The 18,084-nt window shown below is 71.5% G+C and carries 16 protein-coding genes; 8 read left to right on the top strand and 8 right to left on the bottom strand.

What is annotated here, in order from left to right:
* Positions 1–49: 49 nt before the first annotated feature.
* The 5 genes from IEY56_RS03490 to IEY56_RS03475 all read right to left on the bottom strand — a co-directional run bounded on the left by IEY56_RS03490 (position 50) and on the right by IEY56_RS03475 (position 6,806).
* On the bottom strand, positions 50–1,669 hold the full coding sequence (locus tag IEY56_RS03490; RefSeq protein ID WP_189035549.1) for an ABC-F family ATP-binding cassette domain-containing protein: 1,620 nt from the start codon (positions 1,667–1,669) through the stop codon (positions 50–52).
* A 380-nt stretch (positions 1,670–2,049) separates the two neighbouring features.
* Entirely contained in the window at positions 2,050–4,488 is a 2,439-nt protein-coding gene (locus IEY56_RS03485; RefSeq protein WP_189035548.1) for a Tex family protein, read from the bottom strand.
* A gap of 209 nt (positions 4,489–4,697) precedes the next feature.
* Positions 4,698–4,823, bottom strand: coding sequence for an LPFR motif small protein (locus tag IEY56_RS28795; RefSeq protein ID WP_254666829.1), 126 nt, complete (start codon positions 4,821–4,823; stop codon positions 4,698–4,700).
* Between the two features lie 239 nt (positions 4,824–5,062).
* Positions 5,063–5,926, bottom strand: coding sequence for an SCO6745 family protein (locus IEY56_RS03480; RefSeq protein ID WP_189035547.1), 864 nt, complete (start codon positions 5,924–5,926; stop codon positions 5,063–5,065).
* Positions 5,927–5,990: 64 nt separating this feature from the next.
* A complete protein-coding gene (locus IEY56_RS03475) occupies positions 5,991–6,806 on the bottom strand; it encodes an enoyl-CoA hydratase/isomerase family protein (protein ID WP_189035546.1) in 816 nt (271 codons plus the stop codon).
* A 219-nt stretch (positions 6,807–7,025) separates the two neighbouring features.
* Between IEY56_RS03475 and IEY56_RS03470 the strand changes: the two genes are divergently transcribed.
* Positions 7,026–7,565, top strand: a complete 540-nt coding sequence (locus tag IEY56_RS03470; RefSeq protein WP_189035545.1) for an ATP-binding protein — start codon at positions 7,026–7,028, stop codon at positions 7,563–7,565.
* Here the strand turns inward: IEY56_RS03470 and idi are convergent.
* The 3 genes from idi to galE form a co-directional block, all read right to left on the bottom strand.
* Positions 7,540–8,100, bottom strand: a complete 561-nt coding sequence (gene idi / locus IEY56_RS03465) for an isopentenyl-diphosphate Delta-isomerase (RefSeq protein ID WP_189035544.1) — start codon at positions 8,098–8,100, stop codon at positions 7,540–7,542. The genes IEY56_RS03470 and idi overlap by 26 nt on opposite strands.
* Positions 8,101–8,150: 50 nt before the next feature.
* Positions 8,151–9,086 (bottom strand): cation diffusion facilitator family transporter, encoded by a 936-nt coding sequence (locus IEY56_RS03460; RefSeq protein ID WP_189035543.1) that lies wholly within the window; start codon positions 9,084–9,086, stop codon positions 8,151–8,153.
* Between the two features lie 216 nt (positions 9,087–9,302).
* Positions 9,303–10,328 carry a UDP-glucose 4-epimerase GalE gene (galE, locus tag IEY56_RS03455; RefSeq protein ID WP_189035542.1) on the bottom strand — a complete coding sequence of 342 codons (1,026 nt, stop codon included), beginning with the start codon at positions 10,326–10,328 and terminating at the stop codon, positions 9,303–9,305.
* A 463-nt stretch (positions 10,329–10,791) separates the two neighbouring features.
* On the opposite strand from galE, the gene IEY56_RS03450 reads away from it, so the two are divergent.
* The 7 genes from IEY56_RS03450 (at position 10,792) to IEY56_RS03420 (ending at position 18,040) form a co-directional block, all read left to right on the top strand.
* Positions 10,792–12,738 (top strand): DUF5941 domain-containing protein, encoded by a 1,947-nt coding sequence (locus IEY56_RS03450; protein ID WP_189035831.1) that lies wholly within the window; start codon positions 10,792–10,794, stop codon positions 12,736–12,738.
* Positions 12,735–13,487, top strand: a complete 753-nt coding sequence (locus IEY56_RS03445) for a phosphocholine cytidylyltransferase family protein (RefSeq protein ID WP_189035541.1) — start codon at positions 12,735–12,737, stop codon at positions 13,485–13,487. The genes IEY56_RS03450 and IEY56_RS03445 overlap by 4 nt, the downstream gene beginning before the upstream one ends.
* Positions 13,475–14,536: an iron-containing alcohol dehydrogenase family protein gene (locus IEY56_RS03440; protein WP_189035540.1), complete on the top strand. Its 1,062-nt coding sequence runs from the start codon at positions 13,475–13,477 to the stop codon at positions 14,534–14,536. Before IEY56_RS03445 ends, IEY56_RS03440 begins: the two co-directional genes overlap by 13 nt.
* Positions 14,514–15,293 (top strand): CDP-alcohol phosphatidyltransferase family protein, encoded by a 780-nt coding sequence (locus tag IEY56_RS03435; RefSeq protein ID WP_189035539.1) that lies wholly within the window; start codon positions 14,514–14,516, stop codon positions 15,291–15,293. The genes IEY56_RS03440 and IEY56_RS03435 overlap by 23 nt, the downstream gene beginning before the upstream one ends.
* A gap of 14 nt (positions 15,294–15,307) precedes the next feature.
* Entirely contained in the window at positions 15,308–16,216 is a 909-nt protein-coding gene (locus tag IEY56_RS03430) for a glycosyltransferase family 2 protein (protein ID WP_189035538.1), read from the top strand.
* 65 nt (positions 16,217–16,281) lie between these two features.
* Positions 16,282–17,223, top strand: a complete 942-nt coding sequence (locus tag IEY56_RS03425; RefSeq protein WP_229711580.1) for an ABC transporter permease — start codon at positions 16,282–16,284, stop codon at positions 17,221–17,223.
* A complete protein-coding gene (locus IEY56_RS03420) occupies positions 17,210–18,040 on the top strand; it encodes an ABC transporter ATP-binding protein (protein ID WP_045864588.1) in 831 nt (276 codons plus the stop codon). The genes IEY56_RS03425 and IEY56_RS03420 overlap by 14 nt, the downstream gene beginning before the upstream one ends.
* Positions 18,041–18,084: the final 44 nt, after the last annotated feature.

The raw sequence follows: 18,084 nt of genomic DNA, 5'->3' as shown, positions 1-18,084 counted from the left end.
CCCCGTGCGGGGCCGTCCTGGTACGGCGGACGGCCCCGGGGGCCGCCGGTCACAGGTCCGCCGGATCGCACTCCTGCAGTTCGCCGTCCAGCCGCAGCCAGCGGGTGACGCCGATGTCCCGCAGGAACGGCATGTCGTGGCACGCCACGATCAGCGCACCCGCGTACGACTCCAGCGCCGATCGCAGCTGCCGCACGCTCGCCATGTCGAGGTTGTTGGTCGGCTCGTCCAGCATCAGCAGCTGCGGTGCGGGCTCGGCCAGCATCAGCGCCGCGAGCGTCGCCCGGAACCGCTCGCCTCCCGAGAGCGTGCCGACGGTCTGGTCGGCGCGCGCACCGCGGAAGAGGAACCGCGCGAGCTGTGCCCGCACCTGGTTCACGCTCGCCGACGGCGCGAGCGCGCACACGTTCTCCACCAGCGTGAGCGAGTCGTCCAGCAGATCCAGCCGCTGCGGCAGGTACCGCAGCGGCACGTGCGCCTCCGCCTCGCCCGAGACGGGCGCGAGCCGGCCGGCGATCGTGCGCAGCAGCGTCGTCTTCCCGGTGCCGTTGTCCCCGGTGAGGGCGATCCTCTCGGCTCCGTGCACGCGCAGCTCGGCCCGCGCGCCGTAGCGCACCTCCAGCTCCCGCAGGGTGAGCACCTGACGTCCCGACGGGACCGCGGTGAACGGGAGATCCACGCGGATCTCGTCGTCGTCGCGCACCTTCCCGGCGGCCTCGTCGAGACGCCCGCGGGCGTCGTCCAGGCGCTGCTCGTGCAGGATGCGGTGCTTTCCGGCCGAGACCTGGGCCTCGCGCTTCCGCTCGTTCATGACGATCTTCGGCTGGCTCTTGTTGGCCCGCATCTTGTTGCCGTAGCGCACGCGCTTCGCCAACTTCACCCGCGCCTCGATCAGTTCACGCCGCTGGCGCTTCACATCGGCTTCGGCGACGCGCAACTTCCGCTCCGCGGCGTCCTGTTCCGTGGCGATCGCCTCCTCGTACGCGGACAGCGTGCCGCCGAAGGTGCGGATGCCGCCCGCGCGCAACTCCGCGACGCGGTCGACCAGTTCCAGCAGTTCGCGGTCGTGGCTGACCACCACGAGGACGCCGTGCCACGCGGAGACCGTCTCGTAGAGGCGGCGCCGGGCCCGGCGGTCGAGGTTGTTGGTCGGCTCGTCCAGCAGCAGCACGTCCGGCCGGCGCAGCAGCAGCGCCGCCAGCCGCAGCATCACCGACTCCCCGCCGGACAGCTCGCCGATGGTGCGGTCCAGGCCGATGCGCTCCAGCCCCAGCTGGTCCAGCATCGCGCGGGCGCGCTCCTCGACGTCCCAGCCGTCGCCGACGGCGGTGAAGTTCTCCTCCCGCACGTCGCCCGCCTCGATGGCGTGGAGCGCGGCACGCGCCTCGGCGATGCCCAGCGCGTCATCGACCCGCCGGCCGGTCTCCAGCGTCAGCCCCTGCGGCAGGTAGCCGATCTCGCCCGAGACCTGCACGCTGCCGCCGGCGGGGGCGAGTTCGCCGGAGAGCAGGCGCAGCAGGGTCGACTTGCCCGAGCCGTTCGAGCCGATCAGACCGGTGCGCCCGGGGCCTGCCTGCCAGTCGAAGCCCGAGAAGACCTCGGTGCCGTCAGGCCAGTTGAACGAGAGACGGACGCAGGTGAGAGAGGGGGAAGAGTGGGTGGTGGACATGAGGGCTCCTCGGCCGGACACGGGGCGGGCGGTGGACGACGTGGAACACCGCAGCCCGCGACCGGGCGGAACGAGGAGCGAAGGGGGAGGAGCAGCGCGGGAGAAGCCGTTCCGGAGAACGAAAGCCGCCGACGGCAGGCTCGCAGCTCGCTTCCGAGGTCGCACTCGTGGCACGCACAGAGGGGGTGCACGGTGTTCTTCGACCTCAGACGAGCAAGGGCATCTCCTGTCAGCGGCAATGGGGCAGTACAGAAAGTACGCCGGTGCCCGGAGAGCGGCAACCGGATTTCCCGGAGGCGCGGCTGCACGGGTGACGCGCGCGGGCGACGGGACGGCCGAGGCGGCCGCGACCCCTCAGAGGGTCCCGGCCGCCTCGCAGGTCACCGCTTCTTGCCGTCGCCCAGCAGCCCGGCCCGGCGCAAAGCCTCCGCCATCTCGTTGTTCGCCGGCGCGGCGTCCCGCCGCTGCCCCCTGCCGCCGCCGTTGCCGCCCTGGCGGCCCGCGTTCTGCCGGCCGGAGTTCTGCCTGCCGCCGCCCTGGCGCTGGCGAGGCGCGCGGTCCCCACCGCCCTGCCTGCGGCGGCCCTCACCGCCGGAGGCGCCGTCACCGCCCGCACCGTTCGCCGTGACGTCGTCGTCGAGCCGCAGCGTCAGCGAGATCCGCTTCCGCGCGACGTCGACGTCCCGGACCTTGACCTTCACGATGTCGCCCGGCTTCACCACGTCCCGCGGGTCCTTCACGAACGTCTTCGACATCGCCGAGACGTGGACCAGTCCGTCCTGGTGCACACCGACGTCGACGAAGGCACCGAAGGCCGCGACGTTCGTCACGACGCCCTCCAGGAGCATGCCCGGCTCTAGATCGCCGAGCTTCTCCACGCCCTCCTTGAAGGTCGCCGTCCTGAACGCGGGCCGGGGGTCGCGTCCGGGCTTCTCCAGCTCCCGGATGATGTCGGTGACCGTCGGGAGGCCGAAGGTGTCGTCGACGAAGTTCTCCGGGCTCAGGGAGCGCAGCAGCGCGGTGTTGCCCACGAGGGTCGGCACGTCCGTGCCAGCGGCCTTCACCATCGTGCGCACGACGGGGTACGCCTCCGGGTGCACGCTGGAGGCGTCCAGCGGGTCCTCGCCGTCCCGGATGCGCAGGAACCCGGCGCACTGCTCGAACGCCTTCGGGCCGAGCCGCGCCACGTCCTTGAGTTCGCGGCGGCTCTTGAACGGGCCGTGCCCGTCGCGGTGCGACACGATGTTCTCGGCGAGTACCGACCCGATGCCCGACACCCGGGAGAGCAGGGGCGCCGACGCCGTGTTGACGTCGACCCCGACGCCGTTCACGCAGTCCTCCACGACGGCGTCGAGGGAGCGGGAGAGCTTCACCTCCGACAGGTCGTGCTGGTACTGGCCGACGCCGATCGACTTGGGGTCGATCTTGACCAGCTCCGCGAGCGGGTCCTGGAGCCGCCGGGCGATGGACACCGCGCCCCTCAACGACACGTCCAGCTCGGGGAGTTCCTGCGAGGCGAACGCGGACGCCGAGTACACGGAGGCGCCAGCCTCGGAGACCATCACCTTCGTCAGCTTCAACTCCGGGTGCTTGGCGATCAGTTCCCCCGCCAGTTTGTCCGTCTCGCGCGACGCGGTGCCGTTGCCGATCGCGACGAGTTCGACGGAGTGCCGCTGCGCCAGGACCGCCAGCTTCGCCAGCGACTCGTCCCAGCGCTTCTGCGGGGCGTGCGGGTAGACCGTGTCCGTCGCGGCGACCTTGCCCGTCGCATCGACGACGGCCACCTTCACACCCGTACGCAGCCCCGGGTCGAGACCCAGCGTGGCGCGGGTGCCGGCGGGCGCGGCGAGCAGCAGGTCGCGCAGGTTCGCGGCGAAGACACCCACCGCCTCGTCCTCGGCCGCAGTGCGCAGCCGCTGCCGCAGGTCGAGCCCGAGGCGCACCAGGATGCGCGTACGCCACGCCCAGCGCACCGTCTCGGCGAGCCAGGCGTCCGCGGGGCGGCCCTCGTCGCGCACGCCGAACCGGTGGGCGATGGCGCGCTCGTACGGACCGGGGGCGCGGTCCTTCGCCGGCGCCTCGTCCTCGGAGGGCTCCTCGGGCAGCAGCGCCAGTTCGAGGACCTCCTCCTTCTCCCCGCGCAGCATCGCCAGCACCCGGTGCGAGGGCAGCTCGGCGAAACCCTCCGAGTAGTCGAAGTAGTCCGCGTACTTGGCGCCCTGCTCCTCCTTGCCCTCCCGCACCTTCGCGGCGAGCCGCCCGCGCGTCCACATCTGCTCGCGCAGCTCGCCGATCAGGTCCGCGTCCTCGCTGAAGCGCTCCGCGAGGATTGCGCGCGCCCCCTCCAGGGCGGCCGCGGCGTCGGCGACTCCCTTCTCGGCGTCGACGAACGCGGCGGCAGCGGCCTGCGGTTCGGTGCCGGGATCGCCCAGAAGGCCGTCGGCGAGCGGTTCGAGGCCCGCCTCGCGGGCGATCTGGGCCTTGGTGCGGCGCTTCGGCTTGAAGGGCAGGTAGATGTCCTCCAGGCGCGCCTTGGAGTCCGCGGCCCGGATCTGCTGCTCAAGCTTCTCGTCGAGCTTGCCCTGCGACCGGACGGACTCGAGGACGGCCTCGCGCCGCTCCTCCAACTCCCGCAGATAGCGCAGCCGCTCCTCCAGGGAGCGCAGCTGCGCGTCGTCGAGCATCTCTGTCGCTTCTTTGCGGTAGCGCGCGATGAACGGCACGGTCGAACCGCCGTCGAGCAGCTCGACCGCGGCCTTGACCTGCCGCTCCCGTACGCCGAGTTCCTCGGCGATCCTGCCTTCGATGGTCGTCGTCACGTTGCTTGGTCCGCCTTCTCGGTGCTGGGTGTCCCCGGTGAGCCTGCATTGTGGCAGGTGGCACCCTCAGGCGGACGTGCAGACAGGGCCCGCGTCGGAAACAGCCCCGACGCGGGCCCGGTTCGCCGCCGGGTTCTCGGCGTTCCACGTGCGCTCGACGCGCCCCTCACCGCGTCGCCGCGGGGGAGAGGGCGTCACCCGGATCGGGGTCAGACCCTGCGTCCTGTGCGCGAGGCTCCGCCGAAGAGCTTGGCGAGGAGTCGGAACGGAAGGGTCACTACTGTGGCGATGGCGCCCCCGACCATGCGGAGGGCGTCTGCGATTGCTCGGAACATGCCGTCCGGGTAACCGGACTCGGCGTCCGCAAACAACCGGTCCGCGGGACGTCCGTGCGACCCGTCTCTCCCGGCGGCGCCCCAACTCCCTTGCGGCAGACGCCGTTCGGCCCGCGGCCCGCTCTCCCCGGCTCCCCTCGCTCCGGCCCTCCCGGACCGCCGCCGCGCGCTTTCCGGAACGCCGCGTGCTCTCCGGGCGGCACGCTGCCTCGCTCACCGCTTGCAGGCGCCCCCACCGTTCAGTCGCGTCCGAAGAGGTCGTCGGGGAACGCGCCGGCGGTGGCGGCCGCGGCGGAGAACTCCGACGCCAGCTCCGTCAGCCGGGCCACACCCTCGGCACCGAGGTGCTCGTAGGGAGCGCTGTCCATCAGGTCCGTCCTGTACTCCAGTTCCTTGCGCAGAGCCGTGCCCTCCTCGGTGAGGTCGCCCCCCGCGTCCATCAACCCCCGCTCGCGGAGCCGGTCCTGGGCCGACGCCCAGTCCTTCGCGTTGTAGCCGCGCGTCGCGAGCACCCACTTGGGCGCCATGCCCCGGCCGCTCGCGGTGTGGCTGGCGAGCGCCTCCAGGGGGTCGAGGCCCGCCTGGAGCAGCGCGGCGATGTGGGCGTCCCCGCGGTGCTCGCGCAGCATGGTGGCGGCGTGCCAGAAGGCGAGGTGCGGGGCGGAGGGTACGGGCAGGTCCGCGTTGGCGGCGTACAGCGGCCGTCCGGAGCGCGTGCAGCCCTCGGCGGCCCTGAGCGCGAGCCCCGCGGCTTCCTCCATCTGCGGCGACGAGACGGCCTCCGCGCCCAGCAGGTCACGCAGCATCGTGTCGACGGCGCGCAGCCGGGCGGCCAGCACCGTCGCGGGGGAGGCGGACTCCCAGACGGACGGGACGTGGCGGGCCACGAGCTCGTGCCGGAAGTTGTAGAAGGTCGCCGTCACGGCGCCGGGGCCCACCGCACCGAGCGGTGCGGCACGTCCGGCCAGGTAGACGGCGCTGGGGTCCTCGATGCCGTACGGGGCGAGCTCCCTGGCCAGCTCTGGGGAGAAGTACAGAGCGGAGTGGAGCGGGTTGACCATGTGATGGCAGCGCCGGGCGGCGCGCTCGGGGAGAGACGTCATGACAACAGGTTACCGAGAAGTAATACCGGATCGGGGGTCGCTTCCGGCGGGTTTCACGCCCCCCTCACACCGTCCCGGCGAACCCGCCACCGCGCGCCGGAGTCCACGTGAAGCGCGGCTCGCGGCGCTCCAGGAACGCCGCGACGCCTTCCGCCGCCTCCTCCCTCGCTCCCGCGACGCCCTGCCAGTGGTCGACACGGGCGGCATCGCACCGTCCGTCGGCGAACTCCTTGGCGGACGCCTGGGTCAGCTGCGAACGCGCGGCGAGGGTGCGCGCGAAGCCGGCGACCCTCTCGTCCAGGGCCTCCTCCGGGTGCACCTCGTCGACCAAACCCGTGCGCAGGGCCCGTTCGGCGTCGATCAACTCCCCGGAGAAGAGCAGGAACTTGGCCGTGGCGGGACCCGTGAGCCGCGCCAGCCGCCTGGTCGAGGACTCCGGGTAGACGATGCCGAGCTTCGCGGGCGTGACGCCGAACAGGGCGCCGGCTGAAGCGAAGCGGAGATCGCACGCGGCCGCCAGCTGCGCTCCGCCGCCCACGCAGTGGCCGCGCACGGCCGCGACCGTCGGCTTGGGAAACGCGGCGAGCGCCTCCTCGGCGGCGACGGCCAGCCCCTGCGACGTCCCGGGCGACTCACGCAGCGTGGAGATGTCGGCGCCAGCGCAGAACGTCCCGCGCGCCCCGGTGAGGACGAGCGTCCGTACGGCCGGGTCGTCGGCGAAGCCCGCGAGCAGCGGCGGCAGCTCGCGCCACATCGCCGGTGTCATGGCGTTCCGCTTGGCGGGGTTGTGGATGGTGACGGTCGCGACGCCGTCGGAGGACTCGGCGAGCAGCGCGGGCTGCGCGGGCGGTTCCGGGAGGGGCGGCTCGGCTTGCTCCATGCACGGATCGTAACCGGGCCATGGCCTCGGACCTCCGGTGAGGAGAGCCAAGGTCAGTCAGAGAACCGATCGGTGCGTAAGTCTTCTGTCAATTGCCATCGATAAGTGCCGACTTGCGGTCAGTGCATGGGATCAGGCCTCTGGCATACCAACACTCGATGCACGCGCCGAATGCACGTACATCTGCAAGAACACTTCGGGAGAGAGCGGGTGCGGGAGATGGATAGCCCTGGGAGTCATCCGCCTAGAACGGGCGGACAGTCCCCGGTCGCGCTGCCTGTACGGGAAACGAGCGAGAGCTCCTCCCCCGAGGGGACCTGGCGTTTCACGGCCCCCGCGCAGGACTCGGCGGTGCCCCAACTGCGGCACGCCGTCCGGGATCTCGTACGGCGCCGGGGAGTGGTGCCCGAGGACACGCTGGGGAACCTGCTGCTGATCCTCTCCGAGCTGGCAACGAACGCCGTGCAGCACGCCGCCCTGCTCTCACCCGAGATCGGCGTCGAGGTGAGCCTGCAGCGGGGGTGGCTCCGCGTGGCCGTGGAGGACGGCCATCCCTACAGGCCCAAGGCCCTGGACGCCGAACCCGAGCACGAACTCCTGCACGGCAGGGGGCTGCTGCTGGTGAAGACGGTCACGCAGGAGGCCGGGGGGCTCTGCGACGTCGAACAGACGGGGACGGGCGGGAAGATCATCTGGGCCGCGCTTCCGCTGCCGCGTCTTCCCGCCGCCGGGCTCACCAGCCCGCTGAACCGCCTGTGAGCTCGTTGATCGCGGGGCGCGCCGCGTCGAGCACCGTCATGAACCAGGTGGAGAAAGGATCTTCGCCGTGCCGGCGCTTGAGCTCCTGCGCCGTCACGAACGCCGTCTCGGCGACCTCCTCCGGGTCGGGCTCAGGCACCTCGCGCACGAGCCCGACGAACAGGTGGTTGTACTCCTGCTCCACCAGGCCCGACGCCGGGTCCGGATGGTTGTACCGGACGGTCCCCGCCTCGCTCATCAGCTGCGGCGCCACGCCCAGCTCCTCGCTCACCCGCCGCGCCGACGCCACGAAGGGCTTCTCGTCCGGGTACGGGTGACCGCAGCACGTGTTGGACCACACACCCGGGGAGTGGTACTTGCCCAGGGCGCGGCGCTGCAGCAGCAGCCGCCCCGAGTCGTCGAAGAGGAAGACGGAGAACGCGCGATGCAGCCGCCCCGGCGGGACGTGGGCGGAGAGCTTTTCCGCGGTTCCGATCGTCTTACCGTCCTCGTCGACCAGTTCGAGCATGATCGGGGCCGCGGTGCTGTTCGCCATGTCCATCCTTCAATAGGAACTCTCCGGCAATGCGCCCAGTTTGCCGTACGTCAGTGGCACAACTTCGCTTCGTGGACCGCATGTCCGCGCGGCTCCAGCTGGAACGTGCAGTGCTCCACGTCGAAGTGGTCGCCGAGGCAGCACTGGAGGTCGTGCAGCACGCGTTCCTGGCCGACGGAGTCCAGCATCTCCTGCGCGACGACGACGTGCGCGGAGAGCACCGGCATGCCGGAGGTGATCGTCCACACGTGCAGGTCGTGCAGGTCGGTCACGCCGTCCACGGAGAGGATGTGCTCGCGTACCTCGGCGAGGTCCACGTCCCGCGGGGCCGACTCCAGCAGCACGTCCAGCGCCTCGCGCGCGAGTCTGAGCGTGCGCGGGACGATCATCGCGCCGATGACCAGGGAGGCGATCGGGTCGGCGGGCAGCCAGCCCGTCCACAGCACGACCGCCGCCGAGACCAGCACGGCCAGCGAGCCCAGTGCGTCCGCCAGCACCTCCAGGAACGCGCCCCGCACGTTGATGCTCTCCCGCTGGCCGCGGAGCAGCAACCCCAGCGAGACGCTGTTCGCCGCGAGGCCTATGGCGCCGAAGACGAGGGTGAGGCCGCCGTCGGTGGGCGCGGGGTCGATGAAGCGTTCTACGGACTCGTAGAGGATGAACCCGCCGACGCCCAGCAGCAGCACGCAGTTGGCCAGCGCGGCGAGGATCTCCGCCCGGGCGAAGCCGAAGGTGCGGCGCTCGGTCGCGGGCCGGTTGGCGAAGTGGATGGCCAGCAGCGCCATGCCGAGGCCGAGCGCGTCGGTCGCCATGTGCCCCGCGTCGGCCAGCAGGGCCAGCGAGTCGGCGAGCAGACCGCCCACGATCTGTGTGAGCAGCACACCGAGGGTGATGCCGAGCGCGATACGCAGCCGCGAGCGGTACGCGGCGGCAGCGGTGCCGCCCGGTTCCGGGGGCCGCCCTCCGTGATCGTGCCCAGCGCCCATCGCAGCAAGCCTCCTGCGTCCCTCGGTCCCGCGCACAGCGCCTGACGGTGGCAAGTCAACTACGCCGGACGGGTCGGTGCAACGCGACGCTGAACACCGTTGTCATCTGCTGTGACCTGCGCTTTTGCGTCAGGGGAGGGTTCGGGTGGGCCCACGCAGGTCAGAGCGGGGGCCGCGGCCCGGCCGGCGCGGCGGGACCGGCGGGGCCGCGCCGGCTCAGCGGGCCTCGGGGTGGTGCAGGCACCAGCCTTCCCACGCCGAGGTGAGCATGTCGCGCATGGAGTGCCGAGCCGTCCAGCCGAGCTCCTTCGCCGCCAGTTCCGCGGAGGCCACGACGCGCGCCGGGTCCCCGGCGCGGCGGGGCGCGACCCGGGCGGCGGGCTCGCGTTTCCCGGTGATGTCGGCGACGAGGTCGGCCATCTCACGAACGGACACGCCCTTGCCGGTGCCGATGTTCACCGTGAGATCGCGCCCCGGCGCCTCCCCCGCCGGCTCCGTCGCGCGGGTCCCGCCGGCGTCCGTCTCCAGGCGTCGAGCCGCCGCGAGATGGGCCTCGGCCAGGTCCTGGACGTGGATGTAGTCCCGCACGCAGGTGCCGTCCGGGGTCGGATAGTCGTCCCCGAAGATCAGCGGGGCCTCGCCGCGCGTGAGGGCGTCGAAGAACATCGGGACGATGTTGAACACGCCTGTGTCCGCCAGCTCGGGCCGGGCCGCGCCCGCCACGTTGAAGTAGCGCAGGCACGCCGTCGCCATGCCGGCCGCCCGGCCGGTGGCACGCACCAGCCATTCGCCGGTGAGCTTCGTCTCCCCGTAGGGGTTCATCGGCAGGCACGGCGTCTCCTCGGTGACGAGATCGACGTCCGGCGTGCCGTAGACGGCGGCCGACGAGGAGAAGACGAACCTCCGCACCCCGGCTTCGACCACCGCTTCGAGGAGCACGGTCAGCCCGTGCACGTTCTCCCTGTAGTAGTGGAGCGGGCGCTCCACGGACTCGCCCACCTGCTTGCGCGCGGCGAGGTGGAGGACCCCCGTGACCTGGTGTTCCTCCAGCACCCGGTCCAGCAGCCGCCGGTCCGAGACCGTGCCCTGCACGAGCGCCGGCTGCGGTTGCGACCCCTTCAGCCGCGCCGGAACCCCCGCCGTGAGGTCGTCCAGCACGACCACGCGCTCACCGGCCTCCAGCATCGTCCGCACCACGTGCGCCCCGATGTATCCCGCCCCGCCTGTGATCAACCACGTCATATCGGCAGCCTATCCGCAGCCGTGCCGGGCCCGTCCGCGGCTGCGGCGCCCCGGCGGAGCCCGCAGGCCGGGCCCCCGCAAGGCCCGGCGCGGGGCTGGAGCAGCGGTCGTGCGCTGCGGAAAGAAGGGGGAAGTCACCCTTACGAAGACGACGATCGAGCACTGCGGGAGCGGGCCGGAGCCCGCGCCGGCATCTCACCGGTGAGCCGGCTGAGGGCCCGCCTGCCGCCGCCCGCCGCCCCGCGACCGCATTTGTCGGGCCGCTCATGATCGACCATGCTGTGCCCCCGGCAGGGCAACAGCCGCACGGTGAACGCGCGATGAAAGCTCGCTCACTGGATCGGATAGCCTCTGCCGGACGTGCCGCCCGCCCCTCGAAGAGGGCGATGGCGCACCTGACCGCTGCCCGGCCGCGCCCAAGGCCGGAAGCCGCGCTGCGCCAGCTTCCAAGGAGTGAGTTCGACTGTCGACCGCCATCCTCACCGGTACGCCGGTCGCCGGTTCGCCGCTCGAGGACGACCTGCGATCGCTGGGCTTCGACGTGCGCGTCGCCTCGGGCGAGGACGACGTGTCCGCACAGGTGGCGGCCGTGCCCGCCGGGGAGCGCGTCGCCCTCGTCGACCCCCGCTTCGTGGGGCACCGGCACAGCCTGCGTCTCGCCCTCACCGACCCGCGCTTCCCGGCGGGCGCCGTACCCGGTGTGCTCGCCGTGGCGCCGCAGTCCCGCGGGGCGCTGACCCGCGTGCTCAGCGGCTCCGCCGCCGGACCCGGGCCGTCCGGCACGGCGTCGGCCGCGGGGGAAGCGGCCGCCGGGCGAGCCGGCACGGCCTCCGGCGGGATCGCGGCGGTCTCCGGTGAGACGACCGTGACGGAACCCTCCCACGTCCTGCGCACCGTCCCCGACGAGATCGCCGACGCCCTCGACGCCCAGGGCGTGCCGGTGCACCGCCCCGACCTCGGTGCCCTCGTCGCGACGGTCCCCGCAGGCGAGGACGCCGGCGCCGCCGCCCGCGGCGACGTGGACAGTGTCGACGACGAGGCCGTACGGCTGCGCAGCGCGGTCAAGTCCCGCGACGGCTTCTTCACCACCTTCTGCGTCAGCCCCTACTCCCGCTACATCGCGCGCTGGTGCGCACGCCGCGGCCTCACCCCCAACCAGGTCACGACCGCCTCGCTGGTCACCGCCCTCATCGCGGCGGCGTGCGCGGCGACGGGGGAGCGGGCCGGCTTCGTCGCGGCCGGCGTGCTGCTGATCGCCTCGTTCGTCCTGGACGCGACCGACGGGCAGCTCGCCCGGTACGACCTGCAGTACTCCACCCTCGGCGCCTGGCTCGACGCCACGTTCGACCGCGCCAAGGAGTACGCGTACTACGCCGGTCTCGCGCTCGGCGCCGCACGCGGCGGTGAGGACGTGTGGGGGCTCGCGCTGGGCGCGATGGTCCTGCAGACGGCGAGGCACGTCGTCGACTTCAGCTTCAACGAGGCCAACCACGACGCCCAGGCCAACACCAGCCCCACTGCCGCGCTCTCCAGCAAGCTCGACAAGGTCGGCTGGACGGTGTGGCTGCGGCGGATGATCATCCTGCCGATCGGTGAGCGCTGGGCCCTGATCGCTGTGCTGACAGCGTGCACGACGCCCCGCATCACCTTCGTGGTGCTCCTCGCCGGCTGTGCCCTCGCCGCCTGCTACACCACGGCCGGCCGGGTGCTGCGCTCCCTGACACGCAAGGCGCACCGCACCGACCGGGCCGCCCGCGCGCTGGCGGACCTCGCGGACAGCGGGCCGCTCGCGGAGGGCTGCGCCGCGCTCGCGGAACGCGCCCGTCTGCGGCTGCCCGGCCTCGCCCGCCCCGCCGTCGCGCTGCTCGGCGTGCTCGTGCTGCTCGCCACGGCGCTGTGGACACCCGCGGGCAGCGTCTGGACGGCCGCGGCCGCGCTGTTCTACGTGCTGACCTCGGGGCTCGCCGTCGCCGGCCCGATGCGGGGGTCCCTGGACTGGCTCGTGCCGCCCCTCTTCCGTACAGCCGAATACGTGCTCGTCCTCATCCTGGCCGTCCTCGCCGCCCGGGACGGGGCGAGCGGCGCGCTCCCCGCCGCGTTCGGGCTGGTCGCGGCGGTCGCCTACCATCACTACGACACGGTGTACCGCATCCGCGGCGGCACCGGCGCGCCTCCGAACTGGCTTGTGCGTGCGACCGGAGGCCACGAAGGAAGGTCCCTGGCCGTCACCCTCGCCGCAGTCCTCTGGCTGGGCGGCGACAGCCGTGGCCATGCCCCGTCACAAGGTTTCACCATCGCGCTGACCGTGCTCGCCGCGGTCATCGCGGCAGTGGTGCTCGCCGAGAGCATCCGATTCTGGGTGTCCTCCAAAGCACCCGCCGTACACGACGAAACAGGAGAACCCGCATGATCGGCCTCGTGCTGGCCGCCGGCGCCGGACGGCGTCTGCGCCCCTACACCGACACCCTCCCCAAGGCGCTCGTCCCCGTGGGCCCCGAGGGCGACGAGGAGTCGCAGACCGTCCTCGACATCGCCCTCGCCAACTTCGCCGCCGTCGGCCTGACCGACGTCGCCGTCGTCGTCGGCTACCGCAAGGAGGCCGTGTACGAGCGCAAGGAGGAGCTGGAGCAGAAGCACGGCGTCAAGCTCACCCTCGTCGACAACGACAAGGCCGAGGAGTGGAACAACGCCTACTCCCTGTGGTGCGCCCGCGACGTCATCAAGCAGGGCGCCCTGCTCGCCAACGGCGACACCGTCCACCCCGTCTCCGTGGAGAAGACCCTCCTGGACGCGCGCGGCAACGGCCAGAAGATCATCCTCGCCCTCGACACGGTCAAGAACCTGGACGAGGAGGAGATGAAGGTCGTCACCGACCCCGAGAAGGGCGTGCAGCAGATCACCAAGCTGATGGACCCCTCCACCGCGTCGGGCGAGTACATCGGCCTGACCCTCATCGAGCCCGAGGCCGCCGAAGAGCTCGCCGACGCGCTGAAGACGACCTTCGAGCGCGACCCGCAGCTCTACTACGAGGACGGCTACCAGGAGCTCGTCAACCGCGGCTTCAAGATCGACGTCGCGCCGATCGGCGACGTCCAGTGGGTCGAGATCGACAACCACGAGGACCTCGCCAAGGGCAGGGAGATCGCATGCCGGTACTGACCCGCCTCATTCCGTCCCCCGTCGTCGTCGACATCAGCCGCGGCGCTCTGGACGACCTGGCGGGCCTGCTGGCCGACCAGCGGATCTCCTCGAACGGCAGGCTCGCCTTCGCCATCAGCGGCGGTTCGGGCGCGGCCCTGCGTGAGCGCTTCGCCCCCGCCCTCCCCAGCGCCGACTGGTACGAGGTCGGCGGCGGCACCATCGACGACGCCATCAAGCTCGCGGACGCCATGAAGTCCGGGCGCTACGACGCCGTCGTCGGCCTCGGCGGCGGCAAGATCATCGACTGTGCGAAGTTCGCCGCCGCGCGCATCGGGCTGCCGCTGGTCGCGGTGGCGACGAACCTCTCGCACGACGGCCTGTGCTCGCCGGTCGCCACCCTCGACAACGACGCGGGCCGCGGCTCGTACGGCGTGCCGAACCCCATCGCGGTCGTCATCGACCTCGACGTCATCCGTGAGGCTCCGGCCCGCTTCGTGCGCTCCGGGATCGGCGACGCCATCTCCAACATCTCGGCAGTCCGGGACTGGGAGCTGGGGCACACGGTGCGCGGCGAGGACATCGACGGCCTGGCGGCCGCGATGGCGCGCCAGGCCGGCGAGGCCGTCCTGCGCCACCCGGGCGGCGTCGGCGACGACGCCTTCCTCCAAGTCCTCGCCGAGGGGCTGGTGATGACGGGCATCTCGATGTCGGTCGCCGGTGACAGCCGGCCGGCCTCGGGCGCCTGCCACGAGATCAACCACGCCTTCGACCTGCTCTTCCCGAAGCGGGCCGCGAGCCACGGCGAGCAGTGCGGCCTCGGTGCGGCGTTCGCCACGTTCCTGCGCGGCGACAGGGAGATGTCGGCGCTGATGGTCCAGGTGCTCCGGCGCCACGGCCTGCCCGTCCTGCCCGGCGAAATCGGCTTCGACGAGGACGAGTTCGTCAAGGTGGTCGAGTACGCCCCGGAGACCCGGCCCGGCCGGTACACCATTCTTGAGCACCTCGACCTGTCCGCCGACCAGATCAGGGACGCATACCGCGACTATGCACAAACCATCGGTAGCTGAACTCCGCCCGGTCGTTCACCCCGAGGGGGTGAAGGACCGGCGGAGCGGTGAGCACTGGGCCGGGCGGCTCTACATGCGCGAGATCTCGCTGCGTGTGGACCGCCACCTGGTGAACACGCGGGTCACGCCCAACCAGCTGACCTATCTGATGACCGTCGCGGGAGTCCTCGCCGCCCCGGCCCTGCTGGTGCCGGGGATCGGCGGGGCGGTGCTCGGCGTCGTCGCGGTCCAGCTGTACCTGCTGCTCGACTGCGTGGACGGTGAGCTGGCCCGCTGGAAGAAGCAGTACTCGCTGGGCGGCGTCTACCTGGACCGGGTCGGCGCCTACCTGTGCGACGCCGCCGTACTCGTCGGCTTCGGCCTGCGCGCCGCGGACCTGTGGGGCGGCGGCCGTGTGGACTGGCTCTGGGCGTTCCTGGGCACCCTCGCCGCGCTCGGCGCCGTACTGATCAAGGCCGAGACGGACCTGGTCGGTGTGGCCCGCCACCAGAGCGGGATGGCGCCCGTGAAGGAGGCCGCGAGCGAACCGCGTTCGTCCGGCATGGCGCTGGCACGCAAGGCGGCCGCGGCGCTCAAGTTCCACCGGCTGATACTCGGGATCGAGGCGTCGCTGCTCATCCTGGTCCTGGCGGTGCTGGACCAGGTCAGAGGGGACCTCTTCTTCAGCAGGCTCGGCGTCGCCGTGCTCGCCGGCATCGCCCTCGTGCAGACGCTGCTGCATCTGGTGTCCATCCTCGCCTCCAGCAGGCTCAAGTGACGGAGAGGTCTCCCATGACGCAGCAGACGCCGGAGCGTTCCGCGAGGACGCCCAGGCTGGGCGCCGTCATCCTCACCATGGGCAACCGGCCCGAGGAGCTGAGGGCGCTGCTGGAGTCGGTGGCCAAGCAGGACGGCGACACCATCGAAATCGTGGTGGTGGGCAACGGCGCGCCGCTGCCGGAACTGCCGGCAGGCGTACGGACGGTCGAGCTTCCGGAGAACCTCGGCATCCCGGGAGGCCGCAACGTCGGCATCGAGGCGTTCGGCCCCTCGGGGTCCGAGGTCGACGCCCTGCTCTTCCTCGACGACGACGGCCTCCTGCCCGGCACGGACACCGCGGAGCTGGTACGCGAGGCCTTCGCCTCGGACCCGAAGCTCGGCATCATCAGCTTCCGCATCGCCGACCCGGACACGGGGGAGACGCAGCGCCGCCACGTTCCCAGGCTGCGCGCCGCCGATCCGATGCGCTCTTCGCGTGTCACCACGTTCCTGGGCGGCGCGAACGCGGTACGCACCAAGGTCATCGCGGAAGTCGGCGGTCTGCCGGACGAGTTCTTCTACGCCCACGAGGAGACCGACCTCGCCTGGCGTGCCCTCGACGCGGGCTGGGCCATCGACTACCGCGCCGACATGGTGCTCCACCACCCCACCACCGCCCCCAGCAGGCACGCGGTCTACCACCGTATGGTTGCCCGTAACCGGGTCTGGCTGGCCCGGCGGAACCTGCCCGCTCCCCTCGTCCCCGTCTACCTGGGCGTCTGGCTGCTGCTGACGCTGGCCCGCCGGCCTTCGGGGCCGGCGCTGCGCGCCTGGCTCGGCGGTTTCAAGGAGGGCTGGACGACGCCGTGCGGGACTCGCAGGCCCATGCGGTGGCGTACGGTATGGCGGCTGACCCGACTAGGTCGCCCGCCCGTGATCTGACAAGCTCGTCTCCAGCATCATCTTCTTCCAGTTCACCCGCACGTGTGAGGACGAAAGTTTCCAACGTGACCGAGACAACGCAGGGCGGCGCGGTGGGCGTGAAGCCCCCGCCCTCACCGGACGACAGTCTGTCCCCGGCCGACCTCGCGGCCAAGTACGGCCTGACGGTGAGCGGGGCCCGTCCCTCACTGCCGCAGTACGTGAAGCAGCTGTGGGGCAGACGGCACTTCATCCTCGCCTTCTCACGGGCGAAACTCACCGCGCAGTACAGCCAGGCGAAGCTGGGTCAGCTGTGGCAGGTCGTGACCCCGCTGCTGAACGCCGCCGTCTACTACTTCATCTTCGGCGTCATCATGGAGGGCCGCAAAGGCATCCCCGGGGGGCAGGGGAACTACATCCCGTTCCTGGTGACCGGCGTCTTCGTCTTCACCTTCACCCAGACCTCGGTGCTGAACGGCGTCCGGGCGATCTCCGGCAACCTGGGCCTGGTCCGCGCACTGCACTTCCCGCGCGCCTCACTGCCGATCTCGATCTCGCTGCAGCAGCTCCAGCAGCTGCTGTTCTCGATGATCGTGCTCGTGGCCATCCTCATCGGGTTCGGGAACTACCCGTCCCTTTCGTGGCTGCTGATCCTGCCGGCGCTCGCCTGCCAGTTCCTCTTCAACACCGGACTGGCCCTGATCATGGCGAGGCTGGGCAGCAAGACCCCTGACCTGGCGCAGCTCATGCCGTTCATCACACGGACCTGGCTGTACGCGTCCGGCGTGATGTTCTTCCTGCCGTACCAGCTGTCGAAGATCCGCGCGGAGCCGTGGCTCGGCGACCTCCTGCAGGCGAACCCGGCTGCCGTGTACATGGACCTGATCCGGTTCGCGGTCATCGACAGCTACCCGGCCTCGTCCCTTCCGCCGCACGTGTGGGCGCTCGCGCTGGGCTGGGGACTCCTGATGGGCATCGGAGGATTTGTTTTCTTCTGGAAGTCGGAGGAGCGTTATGGCCGTGGCTGAGGAAACCCAGGAGAAGGCAGAGATCGTCCAGCAGGCAGACGGCCCTCCGGCGCAGAAGCCGTGGATCCCGACTGTCATCGCGCAGGACCTGCACATCGTCTACCGCGTGTACGGCGGCGCCAAGGGCAAGGGCAGCGCCACGGCGGCCCTCAACCGCATCGTGCGCCGCAAGCCGGGCGGCGGCGTACGCGAGGTGCACGCGGTCAAGGGCGTCAGCTTCACCGCCTACCGCGGCCAGGCCATAGGGCTGATCGGTTCCAACGGCTCGGGCAAGTCGACGCTGCTGCGCGCCATCGCCGGGCTGCTGCCGGCGGAGAGCGGGCACGTCTACACCAACGGCCAGCCGTCGCTGCTCGGCGTGAACGCCGCGATGATGAACGACCTGACCGGTGAACGCAACGTCGTGCTGGGCGGGTTGGCGATGGGCCTGTCGCGTGAGGAGGTCGCCGAGCGCTATCAGAGCATCGTCGACTTCTCCGGCATCAACGAGAAGGGCGACTTCATCACGCTGCCGATGCGCACCTACTCCTCGGGCATGGCGGCACGGCTGCGTTTCTCCATCGCGGCGGCCAAGAACCACGACGTGCTGATGATCGACGAAGCGCTGGCGACGGGCGACAAGAAGTTCCAGCGGCGTTCCGAGAAGCGCGTACGGCAGCTCCGTGAGGAGGCGGGCACCGTCTTCCTCGTCAGCCACAACAACAAGTCGATCCGCGACACCTGCGAGCGGACGCTGTGGCTGGAGAAGGGCGAGCTCGTCCACGACGGCCCCACCGAGGAAGTCCTCAAGGAGTACGAGAAGTTCACGGGCAAGTAGCCCCGCAGCCCGGCACGAAGTTCAGGAGCGGCTGACCCGGAAGG

Source organism: Streptomyces daqingensis, assembly GCF_014645895.1.
Taxonomy (GTDB): Bacteria; Actinomycetota; Actinomycetes; order Streptomycetales; family Streptomycetaceae; genus Streptomyces; species Streptomyces daqingensis.
The sequence above is the reverse complement of the archived record's forward strand: the minus strand, read 5'-3'. Positions and strand labels throughout refer to the sequence as shown.

What these genes read in the sequence shown, in the direction of transcription:
- IEY56_RS03420 (WP_045864588.1), top strand. Translation starts at nt 17,210, where the DNA reads ATGGCCGTGGCTGAGGAAACCCAGGAGAAGGCAGAGATCGTCCAGCAG.
- IEY56_RS03470 (WP_189035545.1), top strand. Translation starts at nt 7,026, where the DNA reads ATGGATAGCCCTGGGAGTCATCCGCCTAGAACGGGCGGACAGTCCCCG.
- IEY56_RS03440 (WP_189035540.1), top strand. Translation starts at nt 13,475, where the DNA reads ATGCCGGTACTGACCCGCCTCATTCCGTCCCCCGTCGTCGTCGACATC.
- idi (WP_189035544.1), bottom strand. Translation starts at nt 8,100, where the DNA reads ATGGCGAACAGCACCGCGGCCCCGATCATGCTCGAACTGGTCGACGAG.
- IEY56_RS03480 (WP_189035547.1), bottom strand. Translation starts at nt 5,926, where the DNA reads ATGACGTCTCTCCCCGAGCGCGCCGCCCGGCGCTGCCATCACATGGTC.
- IEY56_RS03460 (WP_189035543.1), bottom strand. Translation starts at nt 9,086, where the DNA reads ATGGGCGCTGGGCACGATCACGGAGGGCGGCCCCCGGAACCGGGCGGC.
- IEY56_RS03475 (WP_189035546.1), bottom strand. Translation starts at nt 6,806, where the DNA reads ATGGAGCAAGCCGAGCCGCCCCTCCCGGAACCGCCCGCGCAGCCCGCG.
- IEY56_RS03435 (WP_189035539.1), top strand. Translation starts at nt 14,514, where the DNA reads ATGCACAAACCATCGGTAGCTGAACTCCGCCCGGTCGTTCACCCCGAG.
- galE (WP_189035542.1), bottom strand. Translation starts at nt 10,328, where the DNA reads ATGACGTGGTTGATCACAGGCGGGGCGGGATACATCGGGGCGCACGTG.
- IEY56_RS03430 (WP_189035538.1), top strand. Translation starts at nt 15,308, where the DNA reads ATGACGCAGCAGACGCCGGAGCGTTCCGCGAGGACGCCCAGGCTGGGC.
- IEY56_RS28795 (WP_254666829.1), bottom strand. Translation starts at nt 4,823, where the DNA reads ATGTTCCGAGCAATCGCAGACGCCCTCCGCATGGTCGGGGGCGCCATC.
- IEY56_RS03445 (WP_189035541.1), top strand. Translation starts at nt 12,735, where the DNA reads ATGATCGGCCTCGTGCTGGCCGCCGGCGCCGGACGGCGTCTGCGCCCC.
- IEY56_RS03490 (WP_189035549.1), bottom strand. Translation starts at nt 1,669, where the DNA reads ATGTCCACCACCCACTCTTCCCCCTCTCTCACCTGCGTCCGTCTCTCG.